The 26,080-nt window shown below is 36.8% G+C and carries 22 protein-coding genes, 6 tRNA genes, 2 rRNA genes and 2 pseudogenes; 28 read left to right on the top strand and 4 right to left on the bottom strand.

The features are described 5' to 3' along the window. Positions 1-125: ribosomal RNA gene (locus tag JIN86_RS15625) — 23S ribosomal RNA — on the top strand; the annotation flags it as partial. Positions 126-240: 115 nt separating this feature from the next. Beyond that, a 5S ribosomal RNA gene (rrf, locus tag JIN86_RS15620) occupies positions 241-356 on the top strand. Between the two features lie 120 nt (positions 357-476). Here rrf and mbcS read toward each other — a convergent pair. Then, complete coding sequence (gene mbcS / locus JIN86_RS15615) at positions 477-2,063, bottom strand: acyl-CoA synthetase MbcS (RefSeq protein ID WP_202342348.1); 1,587 nt, start codon at positions 2,061-2,063, stop codon at positions 477-479. Positions 2,064-2,332: 269 nt separating this feature from the next. Between mbcS and JIN86_RS15610 the strand changes: the two genes are divergently transcribed. The 16 genes and pseudogenes from JIN86_RS15610 to JIN86_RS15535 all read left to right on the top strand — a co-directional run. Further along, positions 2,333-2,409, top strand: a tRNA-Asn gene (locus tag JIN86_RS15610). Between the two features lie 113 nt (positions 2,410-2,522). Beyond that, a tRNA-Glu gene (locus JIN86_RS15605) sits at positions 2,523-2,597 on the top strand. Positions 2,598-2,652: 55 nt separating this feature from the next. Further along, positions 2,653-2,728: transfer RNA gene (locus JIN86_RS15600), tRNA-Val, on the top strand. A gap of 18 nt (positions 2,729-2,746) precedes the next feature. Further along, positions 2,747-2,830: transfer RNA gene (locus JIN86_RS15595), tRNA-Tyr, on the top strand. A 14-nt stretch (positions 2,831-2,844) separates the two neighbouring features. Next, positions 2,845-2,919: transfer RNA gene (locus JIN86_RS15590), tRNA-Gln, on the top strand. A gap of 13 nt (positions 2,920-2,932) precedes the next feature. Next, positions 2,933-3,005, top strand: a tRNA-Lys gene (locus tag JIN86_RS15585). 185 nt (positions 3,006-3,190) lie between these two features. After that, positions 3,191-4,096 carry an arginase gene (gene rocF, locus JIN86_RS15580; protein ID WP_131521039.1) on the top strand — a complete coding sequence of 302 codons (906 nt, stop codon included), beginning with the start codon at positions 3,191-3,193 and terminating at the stop codon, positions 4,094-4,096. Positions 4,097-4,229: 133 nt separating this feature from the next. Next, positions 4,230-4,793: an RNA polymerase sigma factor SigW gene (gene sigW / locus JIN86_RS15575; RefSeq protein ID WP_004225410.1), complete on the top strand. Its 564-nt coding sequence runs from the start codon at positions 4,230-4,232 to the stop codon at positions 4,791-4,793. A gap of 13 nt (positions 4,794-4,806) precedes the next feature. Further along, positions 4,807-5,433, top strand: coding sequence for an anti-sigma factor family protein (locus tag JIN86_RS15570; protein ID WP_004225400.1), 627 nt, complete (start codon positions 4,807-4,809; stop codon positions 5,431-5,433). Positions 5,434-5,582: 149 nt separating this feature from the next. After that, positions 5,583-6,419 (top strand): diadenylate cyclase CdaA, encoded by an 837-nt coding sequence (gene cdaA, locus JIN86_RS15565; protein WP_004225397.1) that lies wholly within the window; start codon positions 5,583-5,585, stop codon positions 6,417-6,419. Then, the gene (locus tag JIN86_RS15560; protein ID WP_004225396.1) at positions 6,412-7,488 is read left to right on the top strand and encodes a CdaR family protein; all 1,077 of its coding nucleotides are present in this window, start codon (positions 6,412-6,414) and stop codon (positions 7,486-7,488) included. The genes cdaA and JIN86_RS15560 overlap by 8 nt, the downstream gene beginning before the upstream one ends. A gap of 213 nt (positions 7,489-7,701) precedes the next feature. Then, a complete protein-coding gene (gene glmM / locus JIN86_RS15555) occupies positions 7,702-9,054 on the top strand; it encodes a phosphoglucosamine mutase (protein ID WP_004225394.1) in 1,353 nt (450 codons plus the stop codon). Positions 9,055-9,181: 127 nt separating this feature from the next. Next, a complete protein-coding gene (locus JIN86_RS15550) occupies positions 9,182-9,697 on the top strand; it encodes a type 1 glutamine amidotransferase domain-containing protein (RefSeq protein WP_004225393.1) in 516 nt (171 codons plus the stop codon). Between the two features lie 594 nt (positions 9,698-10,291). Continuing rightward, the gene (gene glmS / locus JIN86_RS15545) at positions 10,292-12,094 is read left to right on the top strand and encodes a glutamine--fructose-6-phosphate transaminase (isomerizing) (RefSeq protein WP_202342347.1); all 1,803 of its coding nucleotides are present in this window, start codon (positions 10,292-10,294) and stop codon (positions 12,092-12,094) included. A gap of 113 nt (positions 12,095-12,207) precedes the next feature. Then, positions 12,208-12,552, top strand: a pseudogene (locus JIN86_RS15540) (heteromeric transposase endonuclease subunit TnsA); the annotation flags it as partial. 496 nt (positions 12,553-13,048) lie between these two features. Then, positions 13,049-13,231 (top strand): annotated as a pseudogene (locus tag JIN86_RS15535) (IS3 family transposase); the annotation flags it as partial. Positions 13,232-13,349: 118 nt separating this feature from the next. Here JIN86_RS15535 and JIN86_RS15530 read toward each other — a convergent pair. Then, positions 13,350-13,814, bottom strand: a complete 465-nt coding sequence (locus tag JIN86_RS15530) for a DUF2691 family protein (RefSeq protein ID WP_202342345.1) — start codon at positions 13,812-13,814, stop codon at positions 13,350-13,352. 535 nt (positions 13,815-14,349) lie between these two features. Here JIN86_RS15530 and JIN86_RS15525 point away from each other — a divergent pair. The 5 genes from JIN86_RS15525 (at position 14,350) to JIN86_RS15505 (ending at position 18,441) form a co-directional block, all read left to right on the top strand. Next, positions 14,350-14,892 (top strand): sigma-70 family RNA polymerase sigma factor, encoded by a 543-nt coding sequence (locus JIN86_RS15525; protein WP_202342344.1) that lies wholly within the window; start codon positions 14,350-14,352, stop codon positions 14,890-14,892. Continuing rightward, positions 14,870-15,877: a DUF4179 domain-containing protein gene (locus JIN86_RS15520; protein ID WP_202342343.1), complete on the top strand. Its 1,008-nt coding sequence runs from the start codon at positions 14,870-14,872 to the stop codon at positions 15,875-15,877. The genes JIN86_RS15525 and JIN86_RS15520 overlap by 23 nt, the downstream gene beginning before the upstream one ends. A 186-nt stretch (positions 15,878-16,063) precedes the next feature. Then, the gene (locus JIN86_RS15515; RefSeq protein WP_107894599.1) at positions 16,064-16,348 is read left to right on the top strand and encodes a CD3324 family protein; all 285 of its coding nucleotides are present in this window, start codon (positions 16,064-16,066) and stop codon (positions 16,346-16,348) included. A gap of 319 nt (positions 16,349-16,667) precedes the next feature. After that, positions 16,668-17,210: a GNAT family N-acetyltransferase gene (locus JIN86_RS15510; protein ID WP_370568705.1), complete on the top strand. Its 543-nt coding sequence runs from the start codon at positions 16,668-16,670 to the stop codon at positions 17,208-17,210. Positions 17,211-17,676: 466 nt separating this feature from the next. Then, the gene (locus JIN86_RS15505; protein WP_004225310.1) at positions 17,677-18,441 is read left to right on the top strand and encodes an SDR family oxidoreductase; all 765 of its coding nucleotides are present in this window, start codon (positions 17,677-17,679) and stop codon (positions 18,439-18,441) included. 248 nt (positions 18,442-18,689) lie between these two features. On the opposite strand, the gene JIN86_RS15500 is transcribed toward JIN86_RS15505, so the two are convergent. Together JIN86_RS15500 and JIN86_RS15495 are read right to left on the bottom strand one after the other, a co-directional pair. Next, positions 18,690-18,944 carry a GlsB/YeaQ/YmgE family stress response membrane protein gene (locus JIN86_RS15500; RefSeq protein WP_004225307.1) on the bottom strand — a complete coding sequence of 85 codons (255 nt, stop codon included), beginning with the start codon at positions 18,942-18,944 and terminating at the stop codon, positions 18,690-18,692. Between the two features lie 228 nt (positions 18,945-19,172). Next, complete coding sequence (locus tag JIN86_RS15495; protein ID WP_202342342.1) at positions 19,173-19,514, bottom strand: hypothetical protein; 342 nt, start codon at positions 19,512-19,514, stop codon at positions 19,173-19,175. A gap of 521 nt (positions 19,515-20,035) precedes the next feature. On the opposite strand from JIN86_RS15495, the gene JIN86_RS15490 reads away from it, so the two are divergent. The 5 genes from JIN86_RS15490 to JIN86_RS15470 all read left to right on the top strand — a co-directional run bounded on the left by JIN86_RS15490 (position 20,036) and on the right by JIN86_RS15470 (position 26,066). After that, positions 20,036-20,524 carry a VOC family protein gene (locus JIN86_RS15490; protein ID WP_202342341.1) on the top strand — a complete coding sequence of 163 codons (489 nt, stop codon included), beginning with the start codon at positions 20,036-20,038 and terminating at the stop codon, positions 20,522-20,524. Between the two features lie 327 nt (positions 20,525-20,851). Continuing rightward, positions 20,852-21,844, top strand: coding sequence for an ABC transporter substrate-binding protein (locus JIN86_RS15485; RefSeq protein WP_202342340.1), 993 nt, complete (start codon positions 20,852-20,854; stop codon positions 21,842-21,844). Positions 21,845-21,979: 135 nt separating this feature from the next. Further along, a complete protein-coding gene (locus JIN86_RS15480) occupies positions 21,980-23,650 on the top strand; it encodes a helix-turn-helix domain-containing protein (protein ID WP_202342339.1) in 1,671 nt (556 codons plus the stop codon). Between the two features lie 152 nt (positions 23,651-23,802). After that, positions 23,803-24,495 carry a stalk domain-containing protein gene (locus JIN86_RS15475; RefSeq protein WP_004225295.1) on the top strand — a complete coding sequence of 231 codons (693 nt, stop codon included), beginning with the start codon at positions 23,803-23,805 and terminating at the stop codon, positions 24,493-24,495. A 212-nt stretch (positions 24,496-24,707) separates the two neighbouring features. Then, positions 24,708-26,066: a TraB/GumN family protein gene (locus tag JIN86_RS15470; RefSeq protein WP_004225293.1), complete on the top strand. Its 1,359-nt coding sequence runs from the start codon at positions 24,708-24,710 to the stop codon at positions 26,064-26,066. Positions 26,067-26,080 lie beyond the last annotated feature (14 nt).

Genomic DNA, 26,080 nt, shown 5'->3' with positions numbered 1-26,080 from the left:
AAGATGAGATTTCCCATTACGCAAGTAAGTAAGATCCCTCAAAGACGATGAGGTAGATAGGTTCGAGGTGGAAGTGTGGTGACACATGGAGCTGACGAATACTAATCGATCGAGGACTTAACCAAAAAAGTTTGAAACATTCAATGTGCCGTTTATCCAGTTTTGAAAGAATAATTCTTTCAACAAAAAAGAGAGCTTCAAGACGCCGTAATACGCCGTGTATTGGAGGTCGAATAAAAGTCTAGTGATGATGGCAAAGAGGTCACACCCGTTCCCATACCGAACACGGAAGTTAAGCTCTTTAGCGCCGATGGTAGTTGGGGGCTTCCCCCTGTGAGAGTAGGACGTCGCTAGGCGCAAAAAGTCGCTACTGATACACTCAGTAGTGGCTTTTTTTATTTGAGCCGACTATTTTTTATTCATAAATATATAAAAGAAGGTATCCACAATGGATGCCTTCTTTTTAGATACTTAACTTAGTGTGTATGAACTGTAGTAGCTCGTAGTTCGATACGGCGAATTTTCCCTGATGTCGTTTTTGGTAACTCATCAATAAAGACGATACTACGAGGGTATTTATAAGGGGCTGTTAACGCTTTAACATGCTCCTGTAGTTCCTTTGTTAACTCATCTTCATTACATTCTTTGAAGCCTTCTCGTAAGATAACAAATGCCTTTACAATATGCCCCCTAATTTCATCTGGCGCAGCTACAACTGCACATTCTTGTACAGCTTCGTGTTTGTTTAATGCATCTTCAACTTCAAATGGTCCGATCGTATAACCAGATGAAATAATAATGTCATCCCCACGACCTTCAAACCAGAAGTAACCGTCTTCATCACATTTTGCTTGATCACCTGTAATATACCAGTCCCCACGAAATGCAGCTTGTGTGCGCTCTGGTTCTTTATAATATTCTTTAAATAAAGCTGGTGAAGATTTGTGAACAGCAATATCACCAACTTCGCCAACTGGTGCTTCCTTCCCTTCATTGTCGATAATACGTACAATATTACCTGGAGTTGGAACACCCATAGAACCAGGACGTAATTCTGTGTTTTCGAGTGTACCAATTAATAATGTGTTTTCGGTTTGTCCATAGCCGTCACGTACTTTTAGTCCAAAATGATTCATAAATGTTTCGATAACTGGACGATTTAAAGGTTCACCAGCAGAAACGGCACTTCGTAGAGATGATAGATTGTAGTCTTGTAAATTATCGATTTTCGCCATAATCCGGTATTCGGTCGGTGTACAACATAGAACATTAACTTTTTCATCCTGCATTAATTGAAGATAGGTTTTTGCATCAAATCCACCATGATAGACAAATGCAGTAGCGCCGAGCATGATTGTTGATAAAAAAGGACTCCATATCCACTTTTGCCAACCAGGAGCAGCTGTTGCCCACACGAGGTCCCCTTGACGTACACAAAGCCATTTTGAAGCTGCAGTTCTAATATGTGCATATCCCCAGCCATGTGAATGAACAACGCCTTTAGGTTTACCAGTTGTACCAGATGTATAAGAAAGGAATGCCATGTCATCACGTGTAGTAGCTACAGCTGTAAATGTAGCTGGCTGCTTGCTTGCTAATTCATCTAAAGAAGTCCAATCTTCTTTCGCAGCACCGATCACTAGTTTATTTTTCAATGCGTCTACAGAAGAAGTTATTTGATCAACTTCACTAGTAAAAGCCTCATAAGCAATAACTGCACTAGCAGAAGAATGTTCCATCCGATATTCTAAATCGCTTGCACGTAGCATCTCTGAACATGAAATAGGTACGATACCAGCCTTTAAGCAACCTAGAAAAACGAAATAGGCTTCAGGAAGTCGAGGAATAATAACTAATACACGATCACCTTTTTGAAGCCCCTTCTCCGTAAAAGCGTTTGCGTACTGATTCATTTTTTGGTTAAGCTCCACATAAGAAACTGTACGTCTCTCTTGATGTGTATTTAACCAACGTATTGCTTGGCGATCACTATCTTGCGAAAATTTTTCTAATTCCTCTGTGATGTTATAAAATTCAGGTGCAATTAAATCATTTGATACCATCTTGAACATCCTCCCCCAGAAAATTTGATAGAAAATTCATAAAACTATTTTTATTTTAACAATTACAATAATATACAGCAAGAATATTTAATACGTTAAATAGAAATATTAGAATTAATAGAGAACTATTATGCTTTCAGACGGATATGGGAGCAGTCTTCGACAAAAAATATAAAAATTTTCACAAAATGTGTTGCATTATTTATAATGCTTGCTATAATAATAAATGTACTTAAGAGGTTGTCTAAAACCAAAGTGAATAGCATTGTTCCGAAGTAGCTCAGTTGGTAGTAGCACCTGACTGTTAATCAGGTTGTCGCAGGTTCGAGTCCTGCCTTCGGAGCCATTTTTTTGTCCTTTTTTCATAGGCTATAATACATAAAATAATTTGTGAAAAAGCATTGCAATTATTAATTAAAAATGTTATTATAATTCTTGTCTTGTTTAAGACGTAATATTGGCCCCTTGGTCAAGTGGTTAAGACACCGCCCTTTCACGGCGGTAACACGGGTTCGAATCCCGTAGGGGTCACCATTTAAAACATAGGCTTTATAAAGAAAATAAACTGTGATATAACACCTGTTTCTATGGAGGATTAGCTCAGCTGGGAGAGCATCTGCCTTACAAGCAGAGGGTCGGCGGTTCGAGCCCGTCATCCTCCACCATTCTTATAGTGTTATTTCGGAGGGGTAGCGAAGTGGCTAAACGCGGCGGACTGTAAATCCGCTCCTTAGGGTTCGGCGGTTCGAATCCGTCCCCCTCCACCAGTTTTATAAATGATTGGGGTATAGCCAAGCGGTAAGGCAACGGATTTTGATTCCGTCATGCCTAGGTTCGAATCCTAGTACCCCAGCCATTTTTTCTTTTATGAGCCATTAGCTCAGTTGGTAGAGCATCTGACTTTTAATCAGAGGGTCGAAGGTTCGAGTCCTTCATGGCTCACTTTTTTAGAATGAAAATTATTCAAAAGTGTTATTTTAACTACAGATAACTAATCTCTTGCTGAAAACAGTAGGAGATTTTTTTATGTTATTTTTAAATGTATAAATATACACTTTTTTGTAGAGTTGAGCCAAGTGGTATATAGGCTTTACAATAATCTTATAACTTTTAGGGGGTATAAAAACATGAATAAACTTAATATTTCTATTATTGGAGTACCAACAGATTATGGACAAACACGCCGTGGGGTAGATATGGGACCAAGTGCTATTCGATATGCAGGTATTGTTGAACGTTTAGAGGCTATCGGACACGATGTACAGGATCAAGGGGATATTCGTGTTAGTCAAAAGCTTGCAGACGGAGCTGTGGATGAAAAATTACTAAATTTAGAGGAAGTTGTAGAAGTTAGTACTGCATTAGCAAATAGTGTACATGAAGTAGTGGAACAAAAAAAATTCCCACTTGTATTCGGTGGAGACCATAGCATTGCTATTGGAACATTAGCTGGATTAGGTGAGCATTACAAAAATCTTGGTGTTATCTGGTATGACGCACATGCAGATTTAAATACACCTGAAACAACACCTTCAGGCAATATACATGGGATGCCGTTAGCAGTTAGTATTGGGCTAGGACATGAACGTTTAGTGCAAATTCGCAACTATGCTCCAAAAATTAAGCCAGAAAACGTGATTATTATTGGAGCTCGTTCAGTAGATCCGGGAGAACGTGAATTGATTCGTCAACAAGGAATTAAAGTATATACAATGCATGAAATTGACCGACTTGGCATGACGCGTGTGATGGAAGATGCACTTGCTTATTTAAAGGAACGAAATGTAGATGGTTTACATTTATCACTTGATTTAGACGGACTAGATCCACTTTATACGCCAGGTGTGGGTACTCCAGTTCCAGGCGGAATTACGTACCGAGAAAGCCATTTAGCGATGGAAATGTTACAAGAATCAGGCATGGTAACTTCAGCAGAGTTTGTAGAGGTAAATCCTATATTAGATGAAAAGAATACAACAGCAAATGTGGCTGTTGCATTAATGGGTTCGTTATTTGGTGAAACACTAGTTTAAAGAAAATTTGACAAAAAATTGCCTGTTGCCACATTGCATAAAAATCTTTTGCTATAATTGAATTAAAACGAAACTTTTCTTATCGGTGCTTCGTATAGTATAAGACAGTTGTAAAGGTGGAGAAGTCAACACAATGGATGCGTTAGTAAATAAGAGAATAAAACAAGTGCTTAAAGGCGATCAAAACGCATTTGCCGATATTGTGAGTCTCTATCAGCACAAACTGTACCAAGTATGCTATCGAATGTTAGGCAACAAACAAGAGTCTGAAGACATTGCTCAAGAGGCTTTTGTGCGAGCTTATATGAACTTGCATACATTTGATCAGAAAAGAAAGTTTTCGACGTGGCTTTATCGCATAGCGACAAACCTCTGCATTGACCGTATTCGAAAAAAGAAACCGGATTATTATTTAGATGCAGAAGTAGCTGGTACAGAAGGGCTTGATATGTATTCGCAAATCGCAGCAGACGACCAGCTACCAGAGGAGCAGTTAGAACAAATGGAGCTGCAAGATCGCATTCAATATGAAATTGGACGATTGCCGGATAAATACCGTTCGGTTATAGTATTGAAATATATAGAAGAGTTATCGTTACAAGAGATTAGCGAGATTTTAGATATGCCGCTTGGAACGGTGAAAACGAGAATTCACCGCGGACGTGAGGCATTACGTAAGCAATTAAACAATCTGTAGGAGGGGGAGCGTCATGAATACTTGTCCAGAGCATATTATAGACTATATGCATGATTATTTAGACGGTGACATTAGTCGTGAGCATGAGCAAGAGTTGAAACAACACTTGCATACATGTAATGATTGTAAACAGTTGATGCAAGAATTGAGTGAAACAATCGCCTTTGTGAAGAGTGCTTCCCATATTACAGCGCCTCCGGGTTTTGAAGCAGCAGTTATGGCTCGTTTACCAAAACCAAAAAGTCGAGTAGGTATACAAAAATGGATTCGCCGGCATCCTTTCTTTGTGGCAGCAGCAGTATTTTGCCTATTCATGAGTGCTACATTATTGGGTAGCTTCATGGATGACCAGCATTTCTCAGTAACCAAGCAACCTAATTTAGTTGTGGATGGTCAAACAGTGATTGTCCCTGAAGGAGAAGTGGTAAAAGGCGATATTGTTGTAAAAAATGGCGATTTGATTGTTGAAGGAGAAGTTGATGGCAACGTCACAGTAATCAACGGGCAATATATGGCATCTTCAGCGGTAGTTTCAGGGAGAATCGAAGAAATTGACGAAGTATTTGAATGGTTATGGTATACAATTAAAAATTCTGTTAAGACAGCCATGACATTTGAGGAAAAAGAAGAAACTAAATAACACTCTATACGTCCTAAAAAATAGTGCACGTGAGAGGCTGAAAGGTCTACTCTTCTGAGTAGACTTTTTATTTGAAAAAAGTTACATTTGATAAGAATGTGATATACTTGAATGTGTATGGATTCGTAATGAAAAGTGGGGGATGCCACGTGCAAATTATCGAACATTTCACGGATTTAACGCCTGTGAATATTGTTATTAACTTCATTGATGTACTGCTCGTTTGGTACGTTGTTTATAAAGTCTTAACCCTCATTAAAGGTACGAAGGCTGTCCAATTACTTAAGGGAATATTCGTCATTATTATTGCACGAATTGCAACAGACCTTTTAGGGTTACAAACACTTGGCTGGATGCTACAACAAGTTATTGAGTTTGGTTTCCTAGCGATTATTATTATTTTCCAACCTGAAATCAGACGAGGTTTAGAACAAATTGGACGAGGAAAGCTATTCCAACGCTCATCTAGTCAAGAGGAAGAAGAACAAACAAGACTTATTGAGGCAATGAAGAAGTCTGTAAGTTATATGGCTAAACGTCGAATAGGTGCGTTAATTTCTATTGAAAAAGAAACAGGTCTTAATGAATATATTGAAACAGGTATAGGGCTAAATGCTGAAATTTCATCAGAATTACTGATTAATATCTTTATACCAAATACCCCGCTACATGATGGGGCTGTTATTATGCAAAAAGATAAAGTTACAGCAGCGGCTTGTTATTTACCTTTATCTGAAAGCCCATTTATTTCAAAAGAGTTAGGGACACGCCACCGTGCTGCTCTTGGTTTAAGTGAAGTTACAGATGCTATTACAATTGTTGTTTCCGAGGAAACAGGTGCAATTAGTTTAACATTAAATGGTAATCTCCATCGAAATCTTTCTCTAGAGGAGTTCGAAACATTATTAAGAAAAATGTGGTTCGGATCAGTACAAGAATCAAATGCATCCTCTAAGTTGACTTGGAGGGGGAAAAAGAATGGATAAAATGATGGATAGCCCTTGGGTACTTAGAATCATCGCGCTATTTTTAGCGTTTTTGCTTTTTTTCTCAGTGCGTACCGAGTTGTCACCTTTAAATAAAGCTACCTCAAATGAACAAACGGATGTTATTCGTGATGTTCCAGTGGATGTTTATTACGATAATGAGAATCTTATTGTGACAGGTTTACCTGAAACTGTGGATGTAACGATAGAAGGTCCGATGGCATTGGTTTTAAAAGCAAAGGGAGCTAAGGATTTTTCTATATTTGCGGATTTGAGCAATTTATTGCTGGGAGAACATGATGTAAAACTGCAATACGAAAATATTTCAGATAAGTTAAAGGTGACATTAGACCCTGCAACTGTTCATGTTAATATTGAGGAAAAGGTCACGCAGGAGTTCCGAGTGGACCCTGAAATGAACAAACGTTTAATCGAAGAAGGTTTTATCTTAAAAGAAATGACGGCCAACCCGCCAACTGTTTATGTAACAGGTGCAAAAAGTGCTATTGAAAGCATTAGTTATGTAAAAGCAACTGTTACAGGAGAGCAGGGCTTGAAGCAATCATTTACGCAGGAAGCAGCTGTAAAAGTATTAGATAGAGATTTAAATAAGTTAGACGTGACTATTGAACCTGAAATTGTGAAAGTTCAAGTAGATATAGCCGAGTATAGTCGAGAGATCCCAGTTGTCCTTAACGAAACAGGGCAAGCTGCCGAGGACATTACCATTAACTCATTAACATTTACACCGAAAATGATTAAAGTGTATGGTAGAAAATCAATTATTGACAGTTTAACATCCATTCCAATAACAGTTGACCTGTCAAAAATTACTGAGTCCAAAACTTATGAATTTGATGTAAAATTACCAGATGGTGTGACAAAAATATCTGACAAGAAAATAAAAGTGAAGGCAGATATTACAAAGGTTGAACGAGAAGAACAGCAGAAAACACCAGCTTCTACAGATGAAACGCCACCTCCAACTGAAGAACCTGATGTGACAGATGAGAGTACTCCAACTGATAAAAATACGTCAACTGAAGAATCGGAAGATATTGATTCTTAAACAATATGTGACTATAATTTTATTTTGATTCTAAATCAAAAATCCAATCAGGTTTGTAATTCAGGTTTCATCAAACAAACTGGCAGAGTGGAATATTACTAATTACCAATGAATGAACAAAAGCAGACTTTTCCAAAAGTAAGCGGACAAGTGTCTAATGCTTGATAGAAACTCACTAGGCACTGTCTTGCATTGAAGGAGAGAATAAGTAGAATGGGTAAATATTTTGGAACAGATGGCGTCCGTGGCGTCGCGAATAGTGAATTAACACCAGAATTTGCATTTAAACTTGGTCGTATAGGCGGCTATGTTTTAACAAAAGATGCAACTGACCGTCCAAAGGTTTTAATTGGTCGTGACACACGTATTTCAGGTGAGATGCTTGAAGGTGCACTTGTGGCTGGTCTTTTATCAATTGGGGTAGAGGTAATGCGTCTTGGTATTATTTCAACACCAGGTGTGGCATACCTTACTCGAATTATGAGCGCAGATGCAGGCGTCATGATTTCAGCTTCACATAACCCAGTTGCAGATAACGGTATTAAATTCTTCGGTCCTGATGGCTTTAAGCTAACAGATGCACAGGAAGCGGAAATTGAAGCGTTAATTGATGCGCAAGAGGATACATTACCACGTCCTATAGGCGCAGATTTAGGATCTGTAAGCGACTATTTCGAAGGTGGTCAAAAATATATTCAATACTTAAAGCAAACAGTGGATGAAGAATTTGATGGTATCCATGTAGCGCTTGATTGTGCACATGGTGCAACTTCATCTTTGGCTACACATTTATTTGCTGATTTAGAAGCTGACATTTCTACAATGGGTGCTTCTCCAACTGGCTTAAATATCAATGATGGTGTAGGCTCAACACACCCAGAAGGACTAGCTAAGTTTGTTACTGAAAAAGGTGCAGATGTTGGTTTAGCTTTTGATGGCGATGGAGACCGTTTAATTGCTGTAGATGAAAACGGAAAAATCGTTGACGGTGACCAAATTATGTTTATCATTGGTAAGCATTTAAATGCGGTAGGGCGTTTGAAGAAGCAAACAATTGTTTCAACAGTGATGAGCAATATGGGCTTCTATAAAGCTGTGGCTGACAATGGTATGCAAAGTGTACAAACAGCTGTAGGTGATCGTTATGTTGTGGAAGAAATGCGTGCGAATGAATACAATTTAGGTGGCGAGCAATCAGGGCATATCGTCTTTCTAGATTTTAATACAACAGGTGATGGCTTACTGACAGGAATTCAGCTTGTCAACATTATGAAGGCGACGGGTAAAAAGCTTTCAGAACTTGCAGCTGAAATGAAAATCTACCCTCAGCGTCTTGTCAATGTGCGTGTAACAGATAAGCATGCTGTGACCGATAATGCGAAAGTAGCTACAGTAATTGCAGAGGTAGAAGCTGAAATGGCTGGAAATGGTCGTGTTTTAGTACGTCCTTCAGGTACAGAGCCATTAGTTCGTGTCATGGTGGAAGCAGCAACAGAAACGGATTGCGAGCGTTTTGTCGAGCGTATTGCAGATGTTGTACGTGTAGAAATGGGTCTAACAGAATAAGAAATAGAGTGTAAACCCGATTTCCGTAAACAGGAAATCGGGTTTACTTATTTGAAAGGAATGTTTTAAATAAGCGAGATGGGGAACAGTAATTAGGAGTCACAATAACAAGGAGTGTTTAATTGATATGGCTAAAATTGCTACAGTTATAACAGATATGTTTGAGGACATTGAGTTTACAAGCCCTAAAGAAGCTTTGGAAGCAGCTGGGCATCAGCTAGTAACAATTGATACCGAAGCGGGCAAGGAAGTTAAGGGGAAGCATGGAGAGACAGTGAAAATTGATAAAGGCATTGATGATGTAAAAGCTACAGATTACGATGCATTATTTATTCCTGGTGGTTTTTCTCCTGATATATTACGTGCGGATGATCGTATAGTAGCATTTGCAAAGTCCTTTATGGATGAAATGAAGCCTACCTTTGCCATTTGTCATGGACCACAACTTCTCATTACTGCAAAGACATTAAATGGTCGTGACGCCACAGGCTATAAATCCATTCAAGTGGATTTAGAAAATGCAGGGGCAATCTTCCATGATGAAGAAGTATTTGTCTGTCAAAAACAGCTTGTAACAAGTAGAACGCCAGATGATCTTCCTGCATTTAATAGAGAAATTGTTAAATTATTAGACAGTAAATAAAGGATAGGCACAAGCATTTTAGATGCTTGTGCCTATTTTGTATTACAATGCTTATCAAAGTGCTTATGTATCGCTTTGTCTACATATTTGTCACGAAAATGCTTTAAGACTAGGTGTTTTTTATAACGAAAATTTGACGGATAGCATATGATTGAGTATGATGGAGAAGTTGAAGATGAGGTCCGACCTTATCCTTTAACGTGCGCCTAAGGAGGGAAGAAAGCGCAAAATCGGAAAACAATTATAGCGCCTGAGCTGAAGAAATCGGACGAAAAGATCTTCAGCAGACGAGGTGGAGGTTTATCGAAAATTCGGCGGATGCCTCCCAATCGACATACCCGATTGTCATTTTCCATTTTGAAAGCATTTGAGTGATTGAATGTACAGAAAATGGAGAAGGTATTGTAAAAGCAATAGATAAATAGATGAAGCTTCACATATCGAAGATCGCTATTCAGTTGGCTGAGTAGCTTGTGTGTATTGGAGTGCTTTATTTTTATAAAAATAAAGCATCGCTTGTACATTCAAAAAATTCGATAGGATGAGGCCTAGTTTGTCATTGCATTAAATTGACATTATCGGAGGACGAGAATTATGTGTGGAATTGTAGGATATATTGGTGAATCAGATGCAAAGGAAATTTTATTAAAAGGCTTAGAAAAGCTAGAGTACCGTGGTTATGATTCAGCAGGTATTGCAGTACGTAACGAGGAAGGCGTAACGGTTTTCAAAGAAAAAGGGCGTATTGCAGATTTACGAGAAGCGGTAGATGAAGATGTTGCTGCGAAAATTGGTATTGGTCATACTCGATGGGCAACACATGGTGTGCCAAATCGTTTAAATGCTCACCCACATCAAAGTGCATCAGGACGCTTTACACTTGTGCATAATGGGGTTATCGAAAACTATCACTTATTGCAAAAAACATATTTAAAAGGCATTCCAATGAAATCTGATACAGATACAGAGGTTATTGTGCAATTAGTAGAGTTATTTGTGAAAGATGGTCTAGGCACTGCAGACGCTTTCCGTAAAACATTATCTCTATTACATGGCTCCTATGCACTGGCACTATTAGATGCAGAGGCAGCAGATACAATCTTTGTAGCAAAAAATAAGTCACCACTTCTAGTTGGAATTGGTGAAGGCTTCAATGTTGTTGCGTCAGATGCAATGGCGATGCTACAGGTAACAGATCAATACGTAGAGCTTCACGATAAAGAGGTAGTTATCGTACACAAAGCAAGTGTGGAAATTACAAAATTAGATGGTACTGTAGTAGAGCGTGCACCCTATACGGCTGAGCTTGATATGAGTGATATTGAAAAAGGCACATATCCACACTATATGTTAAAAGAAATGGATGAGCAGCCTACAGTTATTCGTAAAATCATTCAAGCATATGAAGGTGACAATGGTGATTTAACGATTGATGGGGAGATTTTAGAAGCATTACGAGCAGCAGATCGTTTATATATTATTGCAGCGGGCACAAGCTATCATGCGGGACTTATTGGTAAACAATATTTCGAAAAAATGGCTGGTATCCCTGTAGAAGTGCATATTTCTAGTGAATTTGGCTATAACATGCCATTACTTTCAGAAAGACCATTATTTATCTTCATTACACAATCAGGTGAAACAGCAGATAGCCGTCAAGTACTTGTAAAAATTAAAGAGCTGGGCTATCCAACATTAACGATTACCAATGTACCTGGCTCTACGTTATCACGTGAAGCTGACCATACCTTGTTATTACATGCAGGTCCAGAAATTGCTGTAGCATCTACAAAGGCTTATGTGGCACAAGTAGCAGTACTTGCATTAGCAGCCTATGTGACAGCAAAGGCAAATGGCAAAGGCTTAGAATTTGATTTAAAACAAGAGCTTGCGATTGCCGCTAATGGCATCCAAACAATTATTGATTCAAAAGATGTGCTAGAAGACATTGCAGAAGATTACTTGAAAATTGCACGCAACGCATTCTTCATTGGCCGTAATATGGACTTCTATGTCAGCCTTGAAGGTGCCTTAAAACTAAAAGAAATTTCGTACATCCAAGCAGAAGGCTTTGCTGGTGGAGAACTGAAGCACGGAACAATTGCCTTAATCGAAGAAGGTACACCTGTGTTTGCGCTTGTCACACAAGCATCAGTAGGATTAAACATCCGTGGTAATGTCAAAGAAGTAGCGGCTCGTGGTGCATATCCATGTATTATCGCGATGGCTGGCATTGATGAAGATGGCGACCGTTTAGTCATTCCACATGTTCATGAATTACTAACACCGCTTGTATCAGTAGTACCTTTACAATTAATTAGCTACTATGCTGCACTTCACCGACGCTGTGATGTAGATAAACCACGTAACTTAGCTAAATCGGTAACTGTTGAGTAAGAACAAAAATTAGATTTAATATATGTGTAGCTTTGAAATAAAGTTACGATGTTTGTAAAGATGTTGCGAAGCTTTACCCCTTTGGTTATTTTTTAGCCAAAGGGGTGTTTTTTATGTCTAAAAGAACTAGAACATCTAAAGTTGAAAAGTGGATTAAAGAAGGGCGTGGTTCGGGAATAGGTGCCGATTATAAACCATGGTTAAATATTCAAGATGTTTCCTCATTGGGAGGATCCACTCGTTTAAAAGGTATCAAAACAAATAGGCAACATGAATTTCTATCAGATTTGAAACGAAACTACTTTTATTTAACTGAATATTCTGGTTTTGTTGTTGATATTCGAGAACAATTTCCTTTATTGCCGTTGGAAGAAACAATTGTCATTGCAGATGAATTAGGTCTTAAACATCCTACTAACCCTAAAACGAATGAGCCAGTTGTAATGACAACGGATTTTGGATTTAATCTCAAGTGGTCAAATAAAATAAAGACGTTATTTTGATGAAAGTGGCAAGGCAAAACAAGATATTGATTATTTCCATAACGGAGAGGATTTACATTATTTACCACACATTCATTATTGGAATTGGAGTAATCCTATTCCAAGGTCAGGTGCTTACCCAGCGCAATTTTAAAATAAAATAACTATGATGTGATTAAATTGTACCCTATAAGATAGACACTTTAAAAAAAGTCTATCTTATAGGGTACTTTTGTTTATAATGAGAAAAAAGATGTTGGAGTAGAGTGAAATGACCAAAAGATATTTTTAAAAAAAGAACAAGAACAGCTAAACTGTAACTCAAATGTACAAACGGCTAGTGAGAAAGCGATCACCTATACGGACGAATTTAAACGGCATTTTATTGCCGAAAAAATGAAAAAAGGAACAAGAGGAACATGCTGGTTTAGATGTTGAATTAATTGGTATAAAACCATTTAACAGAAGATTCCATTATACCAATCCACAATTCCAGAAACTTGTGAAGAAAATCGGATTAGGGCAATCCATGTCAAGCGCAGGAACTGTTGGGACAATACGCCACAAGAAAAATTTTGAGCATTTTAAAGACGAAACAAATATCGAGAAATGTGAAACATTAGAAGAAGTCAAACAAGAAATTAAGCGTTATATTTGAGAGCAATGGCATTTGAAAAAGCTGCCGCCTGCAAAGTATAGACAGTAGCTTCAACAAGTTGCCTAGCTTTTTTAAAAATGTCCTTTACAATGGGGATAGTTTAGATTTCATTCACTTATCCCCATACTGTCAAACTGGTATGTGTATCATTTTCATTAGTGATATATTTAATATTAGTGTAATGAAAATTTGTTGCACGTTCGAAAAGTTTATGAATAGTTGACTCATCTTTTGAAAAAATTGATACATAGCATGAGTCTATAATTAGAAGTGCAAGTTCACAAGTGCTTTTTAAAAAATCTTCATAACTTTTAATTTCCATTACCTCTTCAATATTTGGAAAAGCTTTTAGGTCAGTAAATATTAAATAATATTCATCAGTTGATATATATTCTAAGAATGATTGACCATTTAAAATAACACTGGGGGGAAATAGTTCTGAACCTAGTGTTCCTTTTTCTTTTTTGTAAGACTCTCCAGGACCTACTGACCAATACCAAGAAGGATTAATTATATTTGATAAAATATCAGATAAAAACTTGCCATATTCATTTTTAATCTCGAAAGATATACCTCGCATTTTAACACCCTTTCTATAATTTTTTAGTAGCTATAATAAATTTTAGTATAAATTTCAAAGACTATAAATTACAAAAAATAATTGTAGTATACGTCAGCGACCAAGGAAGGGTATCTCCAATATAAATCAAATCCTTTAATTTGTGTTAAGTGTCCGAGTCTTTCACAATTTGATATTCCATTCAAGTAGAGGATTAGAGACCGAAATCCAAGAAATCCTGTTAAACTAACATTTCTTGGATTTTTTACTTTGAATATTGTTAATACAATTACAGGTCTTCAGCAATCGGGCGCAATTGTTGAACAACATAGCTGAAAAATGATCAAATTTTTTTATAAAAATCTCATACTTATCTAAAAAGAGTACCTTCATTTTAATCAATCTTTATTCCAAACCAACACGTGCGGCTTTTTTCAACTAACTCAATAAAAAAGTACTTAATAAGGACTTATTAATTTGAATACGTCCTTTTTATTTTAGAAAAGTGCATCTTTTTTTGATGGACGGCTCTCTAATAGATAGGGTGGTGAAAAGGATGGCGGTTAACGAAAAGAAAATAAAACAATCAATCAGAGGGGACCGAGAAGCACTGCTGTTTTTGCTGAATCAAGAAAAAGAGAAGCTTTACAGGACTGCTTATAGCTATGTTCGAAATGAGGCGGATGCTTTGGATGTTTTCCAGCAAACGGTGTTGCTGGCAATTGAGTCGGTTCATCAGCTACGAGAGCCAAAGTATTTCACGACATGGCTGATGAAAATTTGTATCAATGCATCACTAAGTGTACTCCAAAAACAAAAGAACGTAATTTTAATTGATGAATTTAAATTTAACACTCTCTCCACTGAAATCGCAACATCTGATGAAAAGCTGGATTTATTGGATGCCATTTATGAATTAGATGAAAAATATAAAACAGTCCTACTCTTAAAATATTATGAGGATTTAACTTTCGAACAAATAGCAGAGGTACTTGGCGAACCGATTGGTACAGTCAAATCGAACGGCAAAAGAGCGTTAGCGAAAATCAAAAAGACATTGAAGGGAGCGTACATAGATGAACGAACAAGACCGATTTAAGGAGGCAATGAATGAAATTTCTGTTCCTTCTAAAGAATTAGATGCTATTTTGGCTGACGCTTTTAAGCAGGTGAAGAAGCAACGGAAATTCCCCTTTATACGAATAGTTAAATATACGGCTGCTGTGGGAATTTTAACGATGGGTCTCATTTCATCTGCTTTCGTATCACCTGCATTTGCTAACTTTGTAACGAAAATCCCGATTATTGGTCAGGCATTCGACTATTTTATCCAACTGGAAGACTACTATCAAGCATATGAAGAGGTTAGTACAGATATTGGTGTAGTCCAGGAAAGCAACGGAATTGAAATAATTATTGAAAAAGCATTTTACGACGGCAATACAGTAACTCTTTCATATGTTATACGAGCCGAAGAAGATTTTGGCTCATCCCCGACTTTTGAGAAGCTGCCAACGAATATAGTGAATGGAAGCTATGAAGGAGGGTATGTGAATGGTGTTGGCTATGTAGGAATGATGACGTTGTCTATGCGTGATAAAAAACAAGATAAAGTGAATATAGAATGGAGTCCTCAAGCAATTTATTCGGGGGGGAAAGTAATGAAAGGCGACTGGTATTTTGAATTTTCTTTAAGCAAGCTAGAAGGAAAACAGATCATAATTAATGAGCAAGTAAACAAAGAGGGTGTAACGGTGGAGCTAATCGATGCAATCAAAACAGACGTTAATTTAACGATTAACTACTCACAAGATATCGATCTTGCTGTTCATGAAAGATGGAATTATGTTGAGGCCGAGTTGAGAGCGATTGATAATTTAGGCAATAAATATGAAGTTCCATATAATGGTGGATCTGGCACGGAGGATGGGGATTCGAGTGAAGATATCACATGGAATGCAACAATTCATGGACTAGATCCCGAGGCAACATCGATTACATTTTATCCATTCGCTCATGTAAGTAATAGTCAAAGTGATAATAAACGAATTGATTTTGAACCTATTACGATTGAATTAAATTAACTTTATATATGGTATAATATGTATTAAATGTAAAGCGAAATTGTATTAAAATCTAAAAATCTAAGGAGGATTGAGTGTATGAGAAGGATTACTATTTTTGCATAGCAAAGGCTATTGCATAATAAAATAATTGAAAGTAGCCTTTGCTCTTCCTAAAAGAAATATTAAAAATTTAGGAGTGCAAAAATGAGCTATAAAAAAGCAAAGCATATACTTCCAACTGAGTTGGTGGAGTTAATACAGAAATATGTTGATGGTGAATATATTTATATCCCACGAAGAAAAGATAGTAAAAAGAGTTGGGGGTCCAGTACTGCAACCAGAGGAGAATTGGATCTAAGAAATTCTAATATATATAATGATTATCTATCTGGGTTGAATATAGCTTCTTTGTGTGAAAAATACTATTTGTCATCAAAAAGTATTCAAAGAATTGTATTAAAAGAAAAAAGAAAAAGAACAAATTTTTAAATTAAGCCAATGTGGTTTTATGCCGCATTGGCTTATTTATTTTTATGAAATAAGTTTGAGGTTTTTTCAAGTAATGTAAGTCAGATATAATCTAATCAACTCTTATAAAAGGTAAGGGGAACCAGCTAATTAATTTTTGAGACCCAGACGTAGTATATCTAGATTATTGAACTGAAGTGGAAGTATGTATTGGGCGGACATTGTTACTTAAGGAATTTTTTTTGTGCAAAATGAATATTGGCAAAGGAATAGGAAGGGGATAGATATGAACTATTTATTTACAATAGATTGTGGTGACATATTACTGAGATAATTTAGAATTGAAGATGCTGATGCTATTTATGAGCTTACTTCACAACCTGAAGTTTATAATTTTCTGCCAGATTGGCGTTCAACAAAAGAACAACGATTAAACTGGGTCACGAATTATGAAATACCAGACAATAAAAAGTTTTTGTTAGCTGTACCTAATATTAGTAGTGCTAATTATTTGAAGTTGGGAATTATATTGAAGGAAACTGGAGAATTTATTGGTTTCTGCAATACAGGTATTAAAGAAGAGCTGAGTGAACCAAACCGAGAAGTTGTTTATGCAATTTCAAAGCAATACAGTTGTCGTGGATACACAACAACTGCAGTAAAAGGATTGATAAAATATTTGTTTGAGAATACAGATGTAGAGCTACTTAATACAGTTGTTCTACCTCACAATTTAGGCTCAAATAAAGTTATTCAAAAATGCGGATTTCGTATTAATGGAGAAATTGAAATTGAAGACCAAATTCATTTTCATTACACCCTTAACAAAGAGGATTGGAAAGAAAGGGAAAAAATCACTAAGGCTATTGAAATATTCAACTAGTGGGAGTGTTTCAATAATAATGTAGACGTTTACTTACTAACCAAGCAACGTTCCTGTAATAAGTGGACTGAATGTTCTTAGTAAAACATTTAAATGTGAATAAATGTACTTAAACTAACCGGAGCTTATCTTCAATAAGGTACTCAGCAATCGGGCGCAATTGTTGAACAACATAGCTGAAAAATGATCAAACTTTTTTATAAAAATCTCATACTTATCTAAAAAGAGTACCTTCATTTTAATCAATCTTTATTCCAAAGCCATGTGTTTTTGGTTTTAAATAAAGTCATACCGTTTGTTAAAAAATTACACCATTTTATCCCTTTGGATACTATTAATCTAAAGGGGTGTTTTTATCCATAACGAAACACCCCTTGAAACCGAATAGGAGAGCAACATTTCAAATAATGTTCCTTGATATAATTCTCTATGTAATCTAACTATGTTTGAACAAGGAGATGGAAGCATGGGTAAGTTAGCAGGCAAAATCGCTTTAGTTACAGGATCAAGTCGAGGAATTGGCCGCAGTATTGCATTGCGTCTGGCACAAGAGGGAGCCTTTGTCGTCGTTCATTATGGGAAAAGACGTAATGAGGCAGAAGCAGTTGTTCACCAGATCGAACAAAGCGGAGGAAATGCTTTGGCGATTGGTGCTGACCTTAGTACTTTAGATGGTATTCAAGATTTATTTACTACCTTGGATGCTACTATTCGGGAATATACGGGCGGTGGCGGATTCGATATTCTTGTCAACAATGCTGGAATTGGTCAAATTATCAGTTTAGAAGAGACGACGGAAGAATCATTCGATGAGGTAATGAAGATAAATATTAAAGCACCACTTTTTGTTACTCAGCAAGCTTTACCACGTTTAAAAGATGGGGGACGTATTATTAATATTTCATCTTTTGTAACACGTGTAGCTTCACCAAGTGTTTTCACGTACAGTATGTCCAAAGGTGCAATCGACACATTTACGCGTATTCTAGCCAAACAATTAGGAAGCCGGAATATTACGGTAAACGCCATCCAGCCTGGAATTATTAATACAGAGATGAATGCTGAGACTTTGAAAAACCTTGATGGACAAAAATATGCAGCTGGTCTTTCAATTTTCAACAGATGGGGAGAGCCCGAAGATGTGGCAGATATTGTCGCCTTTCTTGCTTCCTCAGACAGCCGTTGGGTAACTGGTCAATTGCTAGATGCAAGTGGAGGATCTCACTTATAGAACATTAATAATCAAGCTTTGTATGGCATGGGCTTCCCCAATCAGGCACTATTGTTGTATAGGCTGTTCTGTTCTAATTGAATTCACGGAGCGGTGGATTATTAAGTTAATTAAGAACAAAGTAAAAGCGGCTCTCCACAGATATGATGTGGGAGGCCGCCTTTTTGTTATAAGCACAGTCACCATTTATTATTGGTTACATCTGATTCACTTAATCGTATAGAAACAAATTAAGAGATCTATTTAGCTTACGAAGCATTACGCAATGATTTCAGAATTACACTCAAAATGAAAACTAGTATAACTGCTCCAATAAGGGCAGGGAAGATATAGAAATCCGAAATTTTAGGACCCCAACTTCCAAGAAGCATACCACCAATCCATGCACCGATAATACCTGCAATAATATTACCAATAATTCCTCCTGGGATATCTTTACCTAAAATTATACCTGCAAGCCAACCGATAAGCCCGCCAATTATTAAAAACCAAATGAAACTCATACTATCCATCTCCTAATTTTGTATTTTAAATATTTTGTTATAGTGTTATATAACCTTTATTGAACTCTTTCAAACTATAAGGAGGAAAAAAAATAAAAATTAGGAGAAGTTTCAAAGGAGATAGCGGACATTGTCATGATACATCCGCTTCATATATTGACCTTTTGTATTTACATAGCAAATAGAAAGGCAAAAACCTTTTCGTTAATGCCTTTTATTTCACTTAGCTTAAATGGATCTTTTATAAGCATTCATTGTCGAAGTGTATTGAAGTATTTTGGGGTTCACTAGTCCCTCACGTAAATCCATCATCCCTAATTGCCCCATTCTACTCAGTAAAGGAATCAACCAACTACCACTTGGGGCACCTTGGAGCACTTTAATTTGGTCGGATGATAACTTTGAAACTTTACTAGCATTAATTGGTTCTTTTGCAGTTTCTATTGTTTCTTGAAAAGCTTTCAAATCAGTTTTATACATATTCACGCCAGTTTGTTCCGTAAAACCTTTATATCCGTAAGCTCCTTGAAGGATAGTTAACCTTATACTCATATCTTCCATAGAAACCATCTTTTAATACACCTCTCTCTTCATAGTATTCAAGCATCTTCATATATCTGCCCTTTTTATATTATCTGTAACACACTTTTATCATCGGGTGATTAACGAAATTTATTAACATTATATAACAATTATTATTTTATTTAATTAAAAGTTAAGGCTGTCACTACACATAAATAATCGGCTAATTCTTCCCTGTTTGATAAACAAAGTATCTGATTATCTAATGGGGGTTTTTTATATTTTTAATATATAAAAGCCTCCCGATGCACGGTAGGTATCCAAGACTTATATAAATTCTAAAATCCCTTGGAATTATAGTATAATCAAGAAATTAAGCTAGATTCAAACCCGGCCCTCCTCTGCTGTTTTGGTAAGTTCAGTAAAATTACCATGAGTTCGCCTATACTACTTAATGAACGATAGCTATTAATTACGGCACTAAAGGTATTTAACCTTTCGATTAAGCACTTGGGAAGCTATTCTGGAATTAAAATAAATTACTCAATAGGAGAAAGGTGGTTTGAAATATGAAAATCCGTAAGATTGATCATGTGGGGATAATCGTCAATGATCTTCCTTCAGCTAAAGCATTTTTTCTTGACTTTGGCCTTGAGGTGATAGGGGAAGGAAAAGTGGAGGGTGAATGGGTGAAGAGGATGGAGCAGGTAATAGGGCTTCAAGATATTAAAGAGGACGCTGCAAAATTGCGAACGTCAGCTAGTGACGCAAATCTAGAAATATTAATGTTGCGAACACCAGACGGTGAGGCGAATATTGAACTTGTAAAATTTAACGCGCCATCAAGTGAAATAGGCATCCAGCATCCTCTAGCAAATACTATGGGTATCCAGCATATTGCCTTCAATGTTGAAGATATTGAAGCCCTCGTTAACAAATTGGTAAAGAAGGGCGCAGAACGTATTAGTGACATTTATAGGTACGAAAACGCCTATAAATTATGCTACGTTCGTGGGCCAGAAGGAATTATTTTAGAGCTCGCTGAAGAAATCAAATAGTATAGCTAATCAACAAGTTTGTTGAGATGAAAAGAAACCACTAAAATGGTTTCTTTTTTGTTTCTATAGGGAGCTAATTTTTACGCTTAAATTTCACCATTTTCCCTCTTGAGGCTCTAAATAGATCATATAGTCGAAAACGAATGAATAATTCTTCACTAAACCTGAAGATAAAAAACCAAAAGGCTATCATAATCCTGATTATTGACATTTATCCAAATAAATTATTGCGTTTTTTTCATTGTTTCGCCCTTTCATAAAATCTATAATAACTCTGTAAATGATAATCATTTTCAATTAAAAATAAATCAGAAAGGGGCAACAAATATGAAGAAGTATATAGGAAAGCGAATTATACTATGGGGGAATTTCCTCCTGTTGCTATTGATATTAGCGGCATGTAGTTCTAATAGCAACACATCTGAGGCGCAGGAAAAGGAAAACGAGAAAAATGCTCAATCTGATGTGCAAGCAGAGGAAAGTGAGACAGCTGTTCAATATACAACGATTACAGGTGAACAGGTTGAAATACCTGCAGATCCAAAACGAGTCGTTTATATTGGTCAGACAGTTGGTGATTTCTTGGCGATGGATATTGCGATTGTTGGTAATAATCTACCTAAAGATTCTCCTAGTTACTATGAAGGCAAACTTGAAGGGATCGTTGATATTGGTAATCCTGCTGACTTAGAGACGATTTTGACTTTAAAACCTGATCTAATTATTAATGGCTATTACAAGGCGGATCCAAATCTTAATGAAGAATTATCAAAAATTGCTACTACGATTCCCTTTAACCCTGCTCTTCCTTATACAGAACGAGTAAAAGAGATGGGGAATATCCTAGGCAAGCAGGAAGAAGTAGCTCAATTGCTTGCTAAGTTTGAAACAAAGTCTAACGAAATGTTTGACAAGTTTCCATTAACAGAAGGGGAGACTGCAACAGTTTTCTATCAGCTAGGTAAGACGCTTTATGTCATGGGTGATCGTAGCCTAGGTGCTATTATTTATGGAAAAAATGGCTTTGCTGTTCCACCAGCAGTACAGAAGAAGATTATTGATGTAGAAGGGGTATCTTTCCTAGAGGTTTCTGAAGAGGTGCTTCCTGAGTTTGCTGGTGATCATTTGTTTGTCATTGTACAAGAGGATAGTGAAAGTGAAGCAGAAGCTGATCGGTTGCTACAAAGCCCGATATGGGGAACTTTGCCTGCGGTCAAAGAGGGAAAAGTTTATGTTGTTCCTAATGAATGGAATACAGATAATTTATTAGCTTTGGAGCAATTGTTCCAAAAGCTACCAGCGTGGATGCGCAAACAGTAAAAAATGTATCCGCCCAATCAATTTTTAAACCGCTAGTATTCTAAATAGCACATACTCGAACAATCGTTAATAATGGGTCATTATATGTTACAATAACGATAATGAGAATCATTTTCAATGTTTGGAGAGTTGCTTATGAATCTGTCATCCTTATATATTAGACTACAACACTATGATCGATTTCAAGTTGACCGAATAATGTCAGCTAATAGCCATAATGAGGGAATAAATAATCATGAAACAAATTTATGTACATTATTGATAGCACTCAGTCCTGACATACGACTATATGTAGACAAAATGGCAATCGATCTACGACAAGGAAGCTGCACGCTCATTTTACCTGTACAAAGCTACACGGTAGAGTCAAGAAACAAAGAGGCACAGCTTGCTCGCTTTACCTTTGAAACCTTTGAGGTAGAAGGAATGACCTTGAACCGAATTGCTCATCCACCCTTGCTTTATGGTTATCCCTATCATCTGTTATTTTCTCAAGTCAAGCAGGTATTAGGAAATGAAGCATGGATAAATAATCGATTTTGTTCCTCTCTATCCACATTAGAAATGGCCATGTTGCAAGGTAGACTTCAGCAAATTCTAGCTATGATGGTTCAGTTAGATGAACAAGCTAACCTGTTACAGAACGAAGAAAAGACAAAATTGGTTCAACAAACTGTACAGTACATAGAACAGCATTATGATGAGGACTTGACAGTTGAACAATTAGCTAACATGGCTGGAATGGTAAGATGGCAATATAGTCAAAAGTTTAAAGTATTGACTGGTAAAAAGCCGACTGATTATTTGACTCATGTACGTATAAACCAGGCAAAAAAACTTCTTAGTAATTCCACTGAGCCATTGAGAAAAATAGCTCGACAAATTGGGTTTAAGGATGAATATTATTTTAGTCGATGCTTTCATAAATTAACTGGAAACACCCCACGTGAATATGCAAACATTCACCTTTATACTCCAGAAAGAACAGTTATCGATTCATTTGGTAGAAAGATTCATGTTCCTAAAGATGCAACACGTATTGTGACTGATGGCAAATTTACACTTGGGGAATTACTTGTTCTAGGCATGCCCCCTATAGGAGCGGCCATCTCAATCATGAAAGATAACGTGGTTTATCACAATAAATTAAGGAACATTCATAGTATTGGGCATTGGGTCGATCCGGATAAAATAGCACAGCTGCAGCCAGAGTTATTATTGCTTAGCTATTTTCATCCTGAACATGATTTGCAGAAACTAGATGCAATTGCGCCTACTATTATACTGAGTAGCAAGCTTAGTCTATTTGAGCGGTTACGATATATTGCTAAACTATTTGAACGGAGTAAAGCGGCAGAGAAGTGGATTACTACATATGAGAACAAAGTAAGATTGTTACGTAGGCAATTAGCAGATGTTTATGTTGCTGGGGAGACGGCGACTGTTTATCTCAAGTTAGATACTAAATATTATGTTATGTGTCAGACTGGATTGGCTGCCAGCTTGTATGAATCTCTTAGCTTTCGTCCTACTCCTAAGGTAATGCTGCTAATCGAGCAAGGGCAAGCATGGATAGAAATTCAGCAGCATCAAATAAATCACTATGCTGGAGAGCGTAATTTTATCTTGTCTTCCCCAAAAGAATTACTAACGATTACGCACTGTCCACAAATCGCCACGTTAATCGAACTAGCTCCAGGTAAGACTCATTTCATAGATTTTACATGGAATCATTGTGATCCCATTACACGTGAACGGTTGTTAGAGGTACTACCGTCTATTTTAAAGAAGAAAATTATTCAATAATCAAAAATTAAAACTCGATACATTAGCTGGATCGAGTTTTTGCCATTAATCGTATAATTGCTCAAAAAATAATCCTGATATAAATCTTTAAAGCCTGTATGAAATTTCTGGTATAATTACATATATCTATGTTTATTTTAAGGAGTGATTTTATGAAAAAGCTATTTATTATAACTAGTTACTTAGGTTTTTTTATAGTAGGAGGTTTGACTTTTACCTACTTTTCAACAACGGAAGCAGCAAGTGACCTGAAAAAGATTAGCGTGTCTCAGGATCCAATTAATTACTATGTAGATAAGGTTGAGAAAGTACCGCCAGAAGGTCAATCTGGATTTAATTATCAAGGCACAATATATGTCCCAATGCGATTTATTGCTGAATCTTTAGGTGAAGAAGTAACATGGGATGGGAAAACAAAATCCGTTTATATTGGTGATGTTCCAAAATTCATCGCTTTAAAAGATGTAAAACCTATTGGAAGTGATGAAGACCACTTCTTCCACAATCCAAGCTCTGTCATTATTAGTACAGGTGAAAAATTTGAGCGATCCTATCAGCTCGGTGGTTATCATGGAGGAGGCGCAGTTCAAGACCATGCAGTGGAATACTTAGCCAATGGAAATTACAAGGGATTCGAAACCTATTTGGCACCAATTAAAAAATTAGCAGCTAATTCCTTCGGAGCAGGTTTCTTGAAAATTTACGCAGATGGTAAATTAGTTTTTGATAGTGGAGCAATCAAAGATAAGGTAAAGGTTCATGTTAAATTAGATGGAGTTTCAAAGGTGAAGTTTGAACTGGAAGGTAGTGGTTTAGGTATAGTAGATCCTAAATTTATTCAATAAACCTTCTACCTATTAAACAAAAAAGACGATGACATACTAATTTGTCATCGTCTTATTAAATTCAACCTCTTCATAACTATTTCAAAATAGAGAAATGTCAATACATATTTGTAAATATTTGCACTTTTACTTATAAAATAGTTGGAGAGTATATGGTATAATTTCATACGATACTGATACATAAAATAGGAAAAGGGAGAGAAAAGAATTTGATGAAAAAGATGATGAAACGAACGGGTGCAGCGTTGCTTGGTGCCTCATTAATGCTGACGACAGTTGTCCCTGTGATTCATGCTGAAGAGCAAACAACACCCCTAGTACCGTCGATAAGCGAATGGGCAATAGAAACATTAAATGAGGGCGAAAAATACGGGGTCTACTCAACTGATTGGTACTTCGATGGTTTTCTTCAGGAAATTCCAGTGGACAAAGTAAATGAACTACTAGCTTTAACAGAAAAGAAGATTGCCTCTCTAGGCTTAGCTGAAAATAAACAATACAAACCAGTAAGTGTGAAAAACGATAATACACGTGGTGATATTGTCAATCGCTTGTATAATATTGTGGCACGGTATGATTTACCTGTTGGTACAGATGCTGTTCAATTTATGAAAGAGCAACATATATTACAAGGCTCTCCAAATGGATTGCAGCTAGAGAAAAAGGCAACCACTCAACAGGCTGTTTTGCTAGCTATTCGTTTCATTCAGAGTACATATGCACTTGCAGAGCAAGGATCTAAAGGGGTTGCTTGGGTAGTAGAGGACGAGGATACGCTTATCTACTTATTAGGTTCTATTCATTTAGGAACACCAGACTTATATCCATTCGATAAAAAATTAGTAACGGCATTTGATGAATCGGATGCACTGTTAGTAGAGGCGAATATCTTGGATACGGAAGCACTAGAATACTATTCGGAGAAAGCAATGTATACAGATGGCTCAACATTGAAAGATGCTGTTGCACCAGAAACATATGCGAAGCTTGAACAAGTAGCAAAACTTTATGGTCTGCCAATGGACCAGCTAACAGTTCAAAAGCCGTGGATGCTTTCGAGTGCATTATCGATGCTAGCTATGGACGATTCATTTGGTATGACACCTCAAGAGATGGCTATGCACGGTATCGATATCTACTTTTTATTAAATGCACAGTTGCAGCAAAAGCCAGTAATTGAATTAGAAGGTACAAGAGCACAGGTTGATATGTTTGAAGGATTATCACCAGAGGCACAGGAGCAGTCATTAGTCGCTGTACTGGATAGTATTATTCATCCATCGGAAGAAAATCAATCTGTAGTACTTCAAGAGTGGTTTACAAGCTGGAAGCAAGGAAATGTTGAAGAGTTTGCAAAAAGCTTCCAAGCAATGGAAGGTACATCATCTGAATTTAATGAAATGCTATTTGGTCTACGTGATGAACAAATGGCCAAGAAAATCATGAATGTACTGGAAGAAAAAGAAGGTAAGTACTTTGTTGTTGTTGGTTCAGGTCATTTCCTAATTGATAAAAATATTCGCTATCATTTAGAGAAAAACGGCTACAAGGTAAAGCCATTTTATCAATAAAGAAAAACTAAAAA

The organism is Lysinibacillus sp. HST-98 (genome assembly GCF_016757845.1).
GTDB classification, from domain to species: Bacteria; Bacillota; Bacilli; order Bacillales_A; family Planococcaceae; genus Lysinibacillus; species Lysinibacillus capsici.
This window is presented reverse-complemented; position numbering and strand designations above follow the sequence as displayed.

Excerpts from the sequence above, each read along its gene's own strand:
- mbcS (WP_202342348.1), bottom strand. The coding sequence starts at position 2,063 with ATGGTATCAAATGATTTAATTGCACCTGAATTTTATAACATCACAGAG.
- rocF (WP_131521039.1), top strand. The coding sequence starts at position 3,191 with ATGAATAAACTTAATATTTCTATTATTGGAGTACCAACAGATTATGGA.
- sigW (WP_004225410.1), top strand. The coding sequence starts at position 4,230 with ATGGATGCGTTAGTAAATAAGAGAATAAAACAAGTGCTTAAAGGCGAT.
- JIN86_RS15570 (WP_004225400.1), top strand. The coding sequence starts at position 4,807 with ATGAATACTTGTCCAGAGCATATTATAGACTATATGCATGATTATTTA.
- JIN86_RS15560 (WP_004225396.1), top strand. The coding sequence starts at position 6,412 with ATGGATAAAATGATGGATAGCCCTTGGGTACTTAGAATCATCGCGCTA.
- glmM (WP_004225394.1), top strand. The coding sequence starts at position 7,702 with ATGGGTAAATATTTTGGAACAGATGGCGTCCGTGGCGTCGCGAATAGT.
- JIN86_RS15550 (WP_004225393.1), top strand. The coding sequence starts at position 9,182 with ATGGCTAAAATTGCTACAGTTATAACAGATATGTTTGAGGACATTGAG.
- glmS (WP_202342347.1), top strand. The coding sequence starts at position 10,292 with ATGTGTGGAATTGTAGGATATATTGGTGAATCAGATGCAAAGGAAATT.
- JIN86_RS15530 (WP_202342345.1), bottom strand. The coding sequence starts at position 13,814 with ATGCGAGGTATATCTTTCGAGATTAAAAATGAATATGGCAAGTTTTTA.
- JIN86_RS15525 (WP_202342344.1), top strand. The coding sequence starts at position 14,350 with ATGGCGGTTAACGAAAAGAAAATAAAACAATCAATCAGAGGGGACCGA.
- JIN86_RS15520 (WP_202342343.1), top strand. The coding sequence starts at position 14,870 with ATGAACGAACAAGACCGATTTAAGGAGGCAATGAATGAAATTTCTGTT.
- JIN86_RS15515 (WP_107894599.1), top strand. The coding sequence starts at position 16,064 with ATGAGCTATAAAAAAGCAAAGCATATACTTCCAACTGAGTTGGTGGAG.
- JIN86_RS15505 (WP_004225310.1), top strand. The coding sequence starts at position 17,677 with ATGGGTAAGTTAGCAGGCAAAATCGCTTTAGTTACAGGATCAAGTCGA.
- JIN86_RS15500 (WP_004225307.1), bottom strand. The coding sequence starts at position 18,944 with ATGAGTTTCATTTGGTTTTTAATAATTGGCGGGCTTATCGGTTGGCTT.
- JIN86_RS15495 (WP_202342342.1), bottom strand. The coding sequence starts at position 19,514 with ATGGTTTCTATGGAAGATATGAGTATAAGGTTAACTATCCTTCAAGGA.
- JIN86_RS15490 (WP_202342341.1), top strand. The coding sequence starts at position 20,036 with ATGAAAATCCGTAAGATTGATCATGTGGGGATAATCGTCAATGATCTT.
- JIN86_RS15485 (WP_202342340.1), top strand. The coding sequence starts at position 20,852 with ATGAAGAAGTATATAGGAAAGCGAATTATACTATGGGGGAATTTCCTC.
- JIN86_RS15480 (WP_202342339.1), top strand. The coding sequence starts at position 21,980 with ATGAATCTGTCATCCTTATATATTAGACTACAACACTATGATCGATTT.
- JIN86_RS15475 (WP_004225295.1), top strand. The coding sequence starts at position 23,803 with ATGAAAAAGCTATTTATTATAACTAGTTACTTAGGTTTTTTTATAGTA.
- JIN86_RS15470 (WP_004225293.1), top strand. The coding sequence starts at position 24,708 with ATGAAAAAGATGATGAAACGAACGGGTGCAGCGTTGCTTGGTGCCTCA.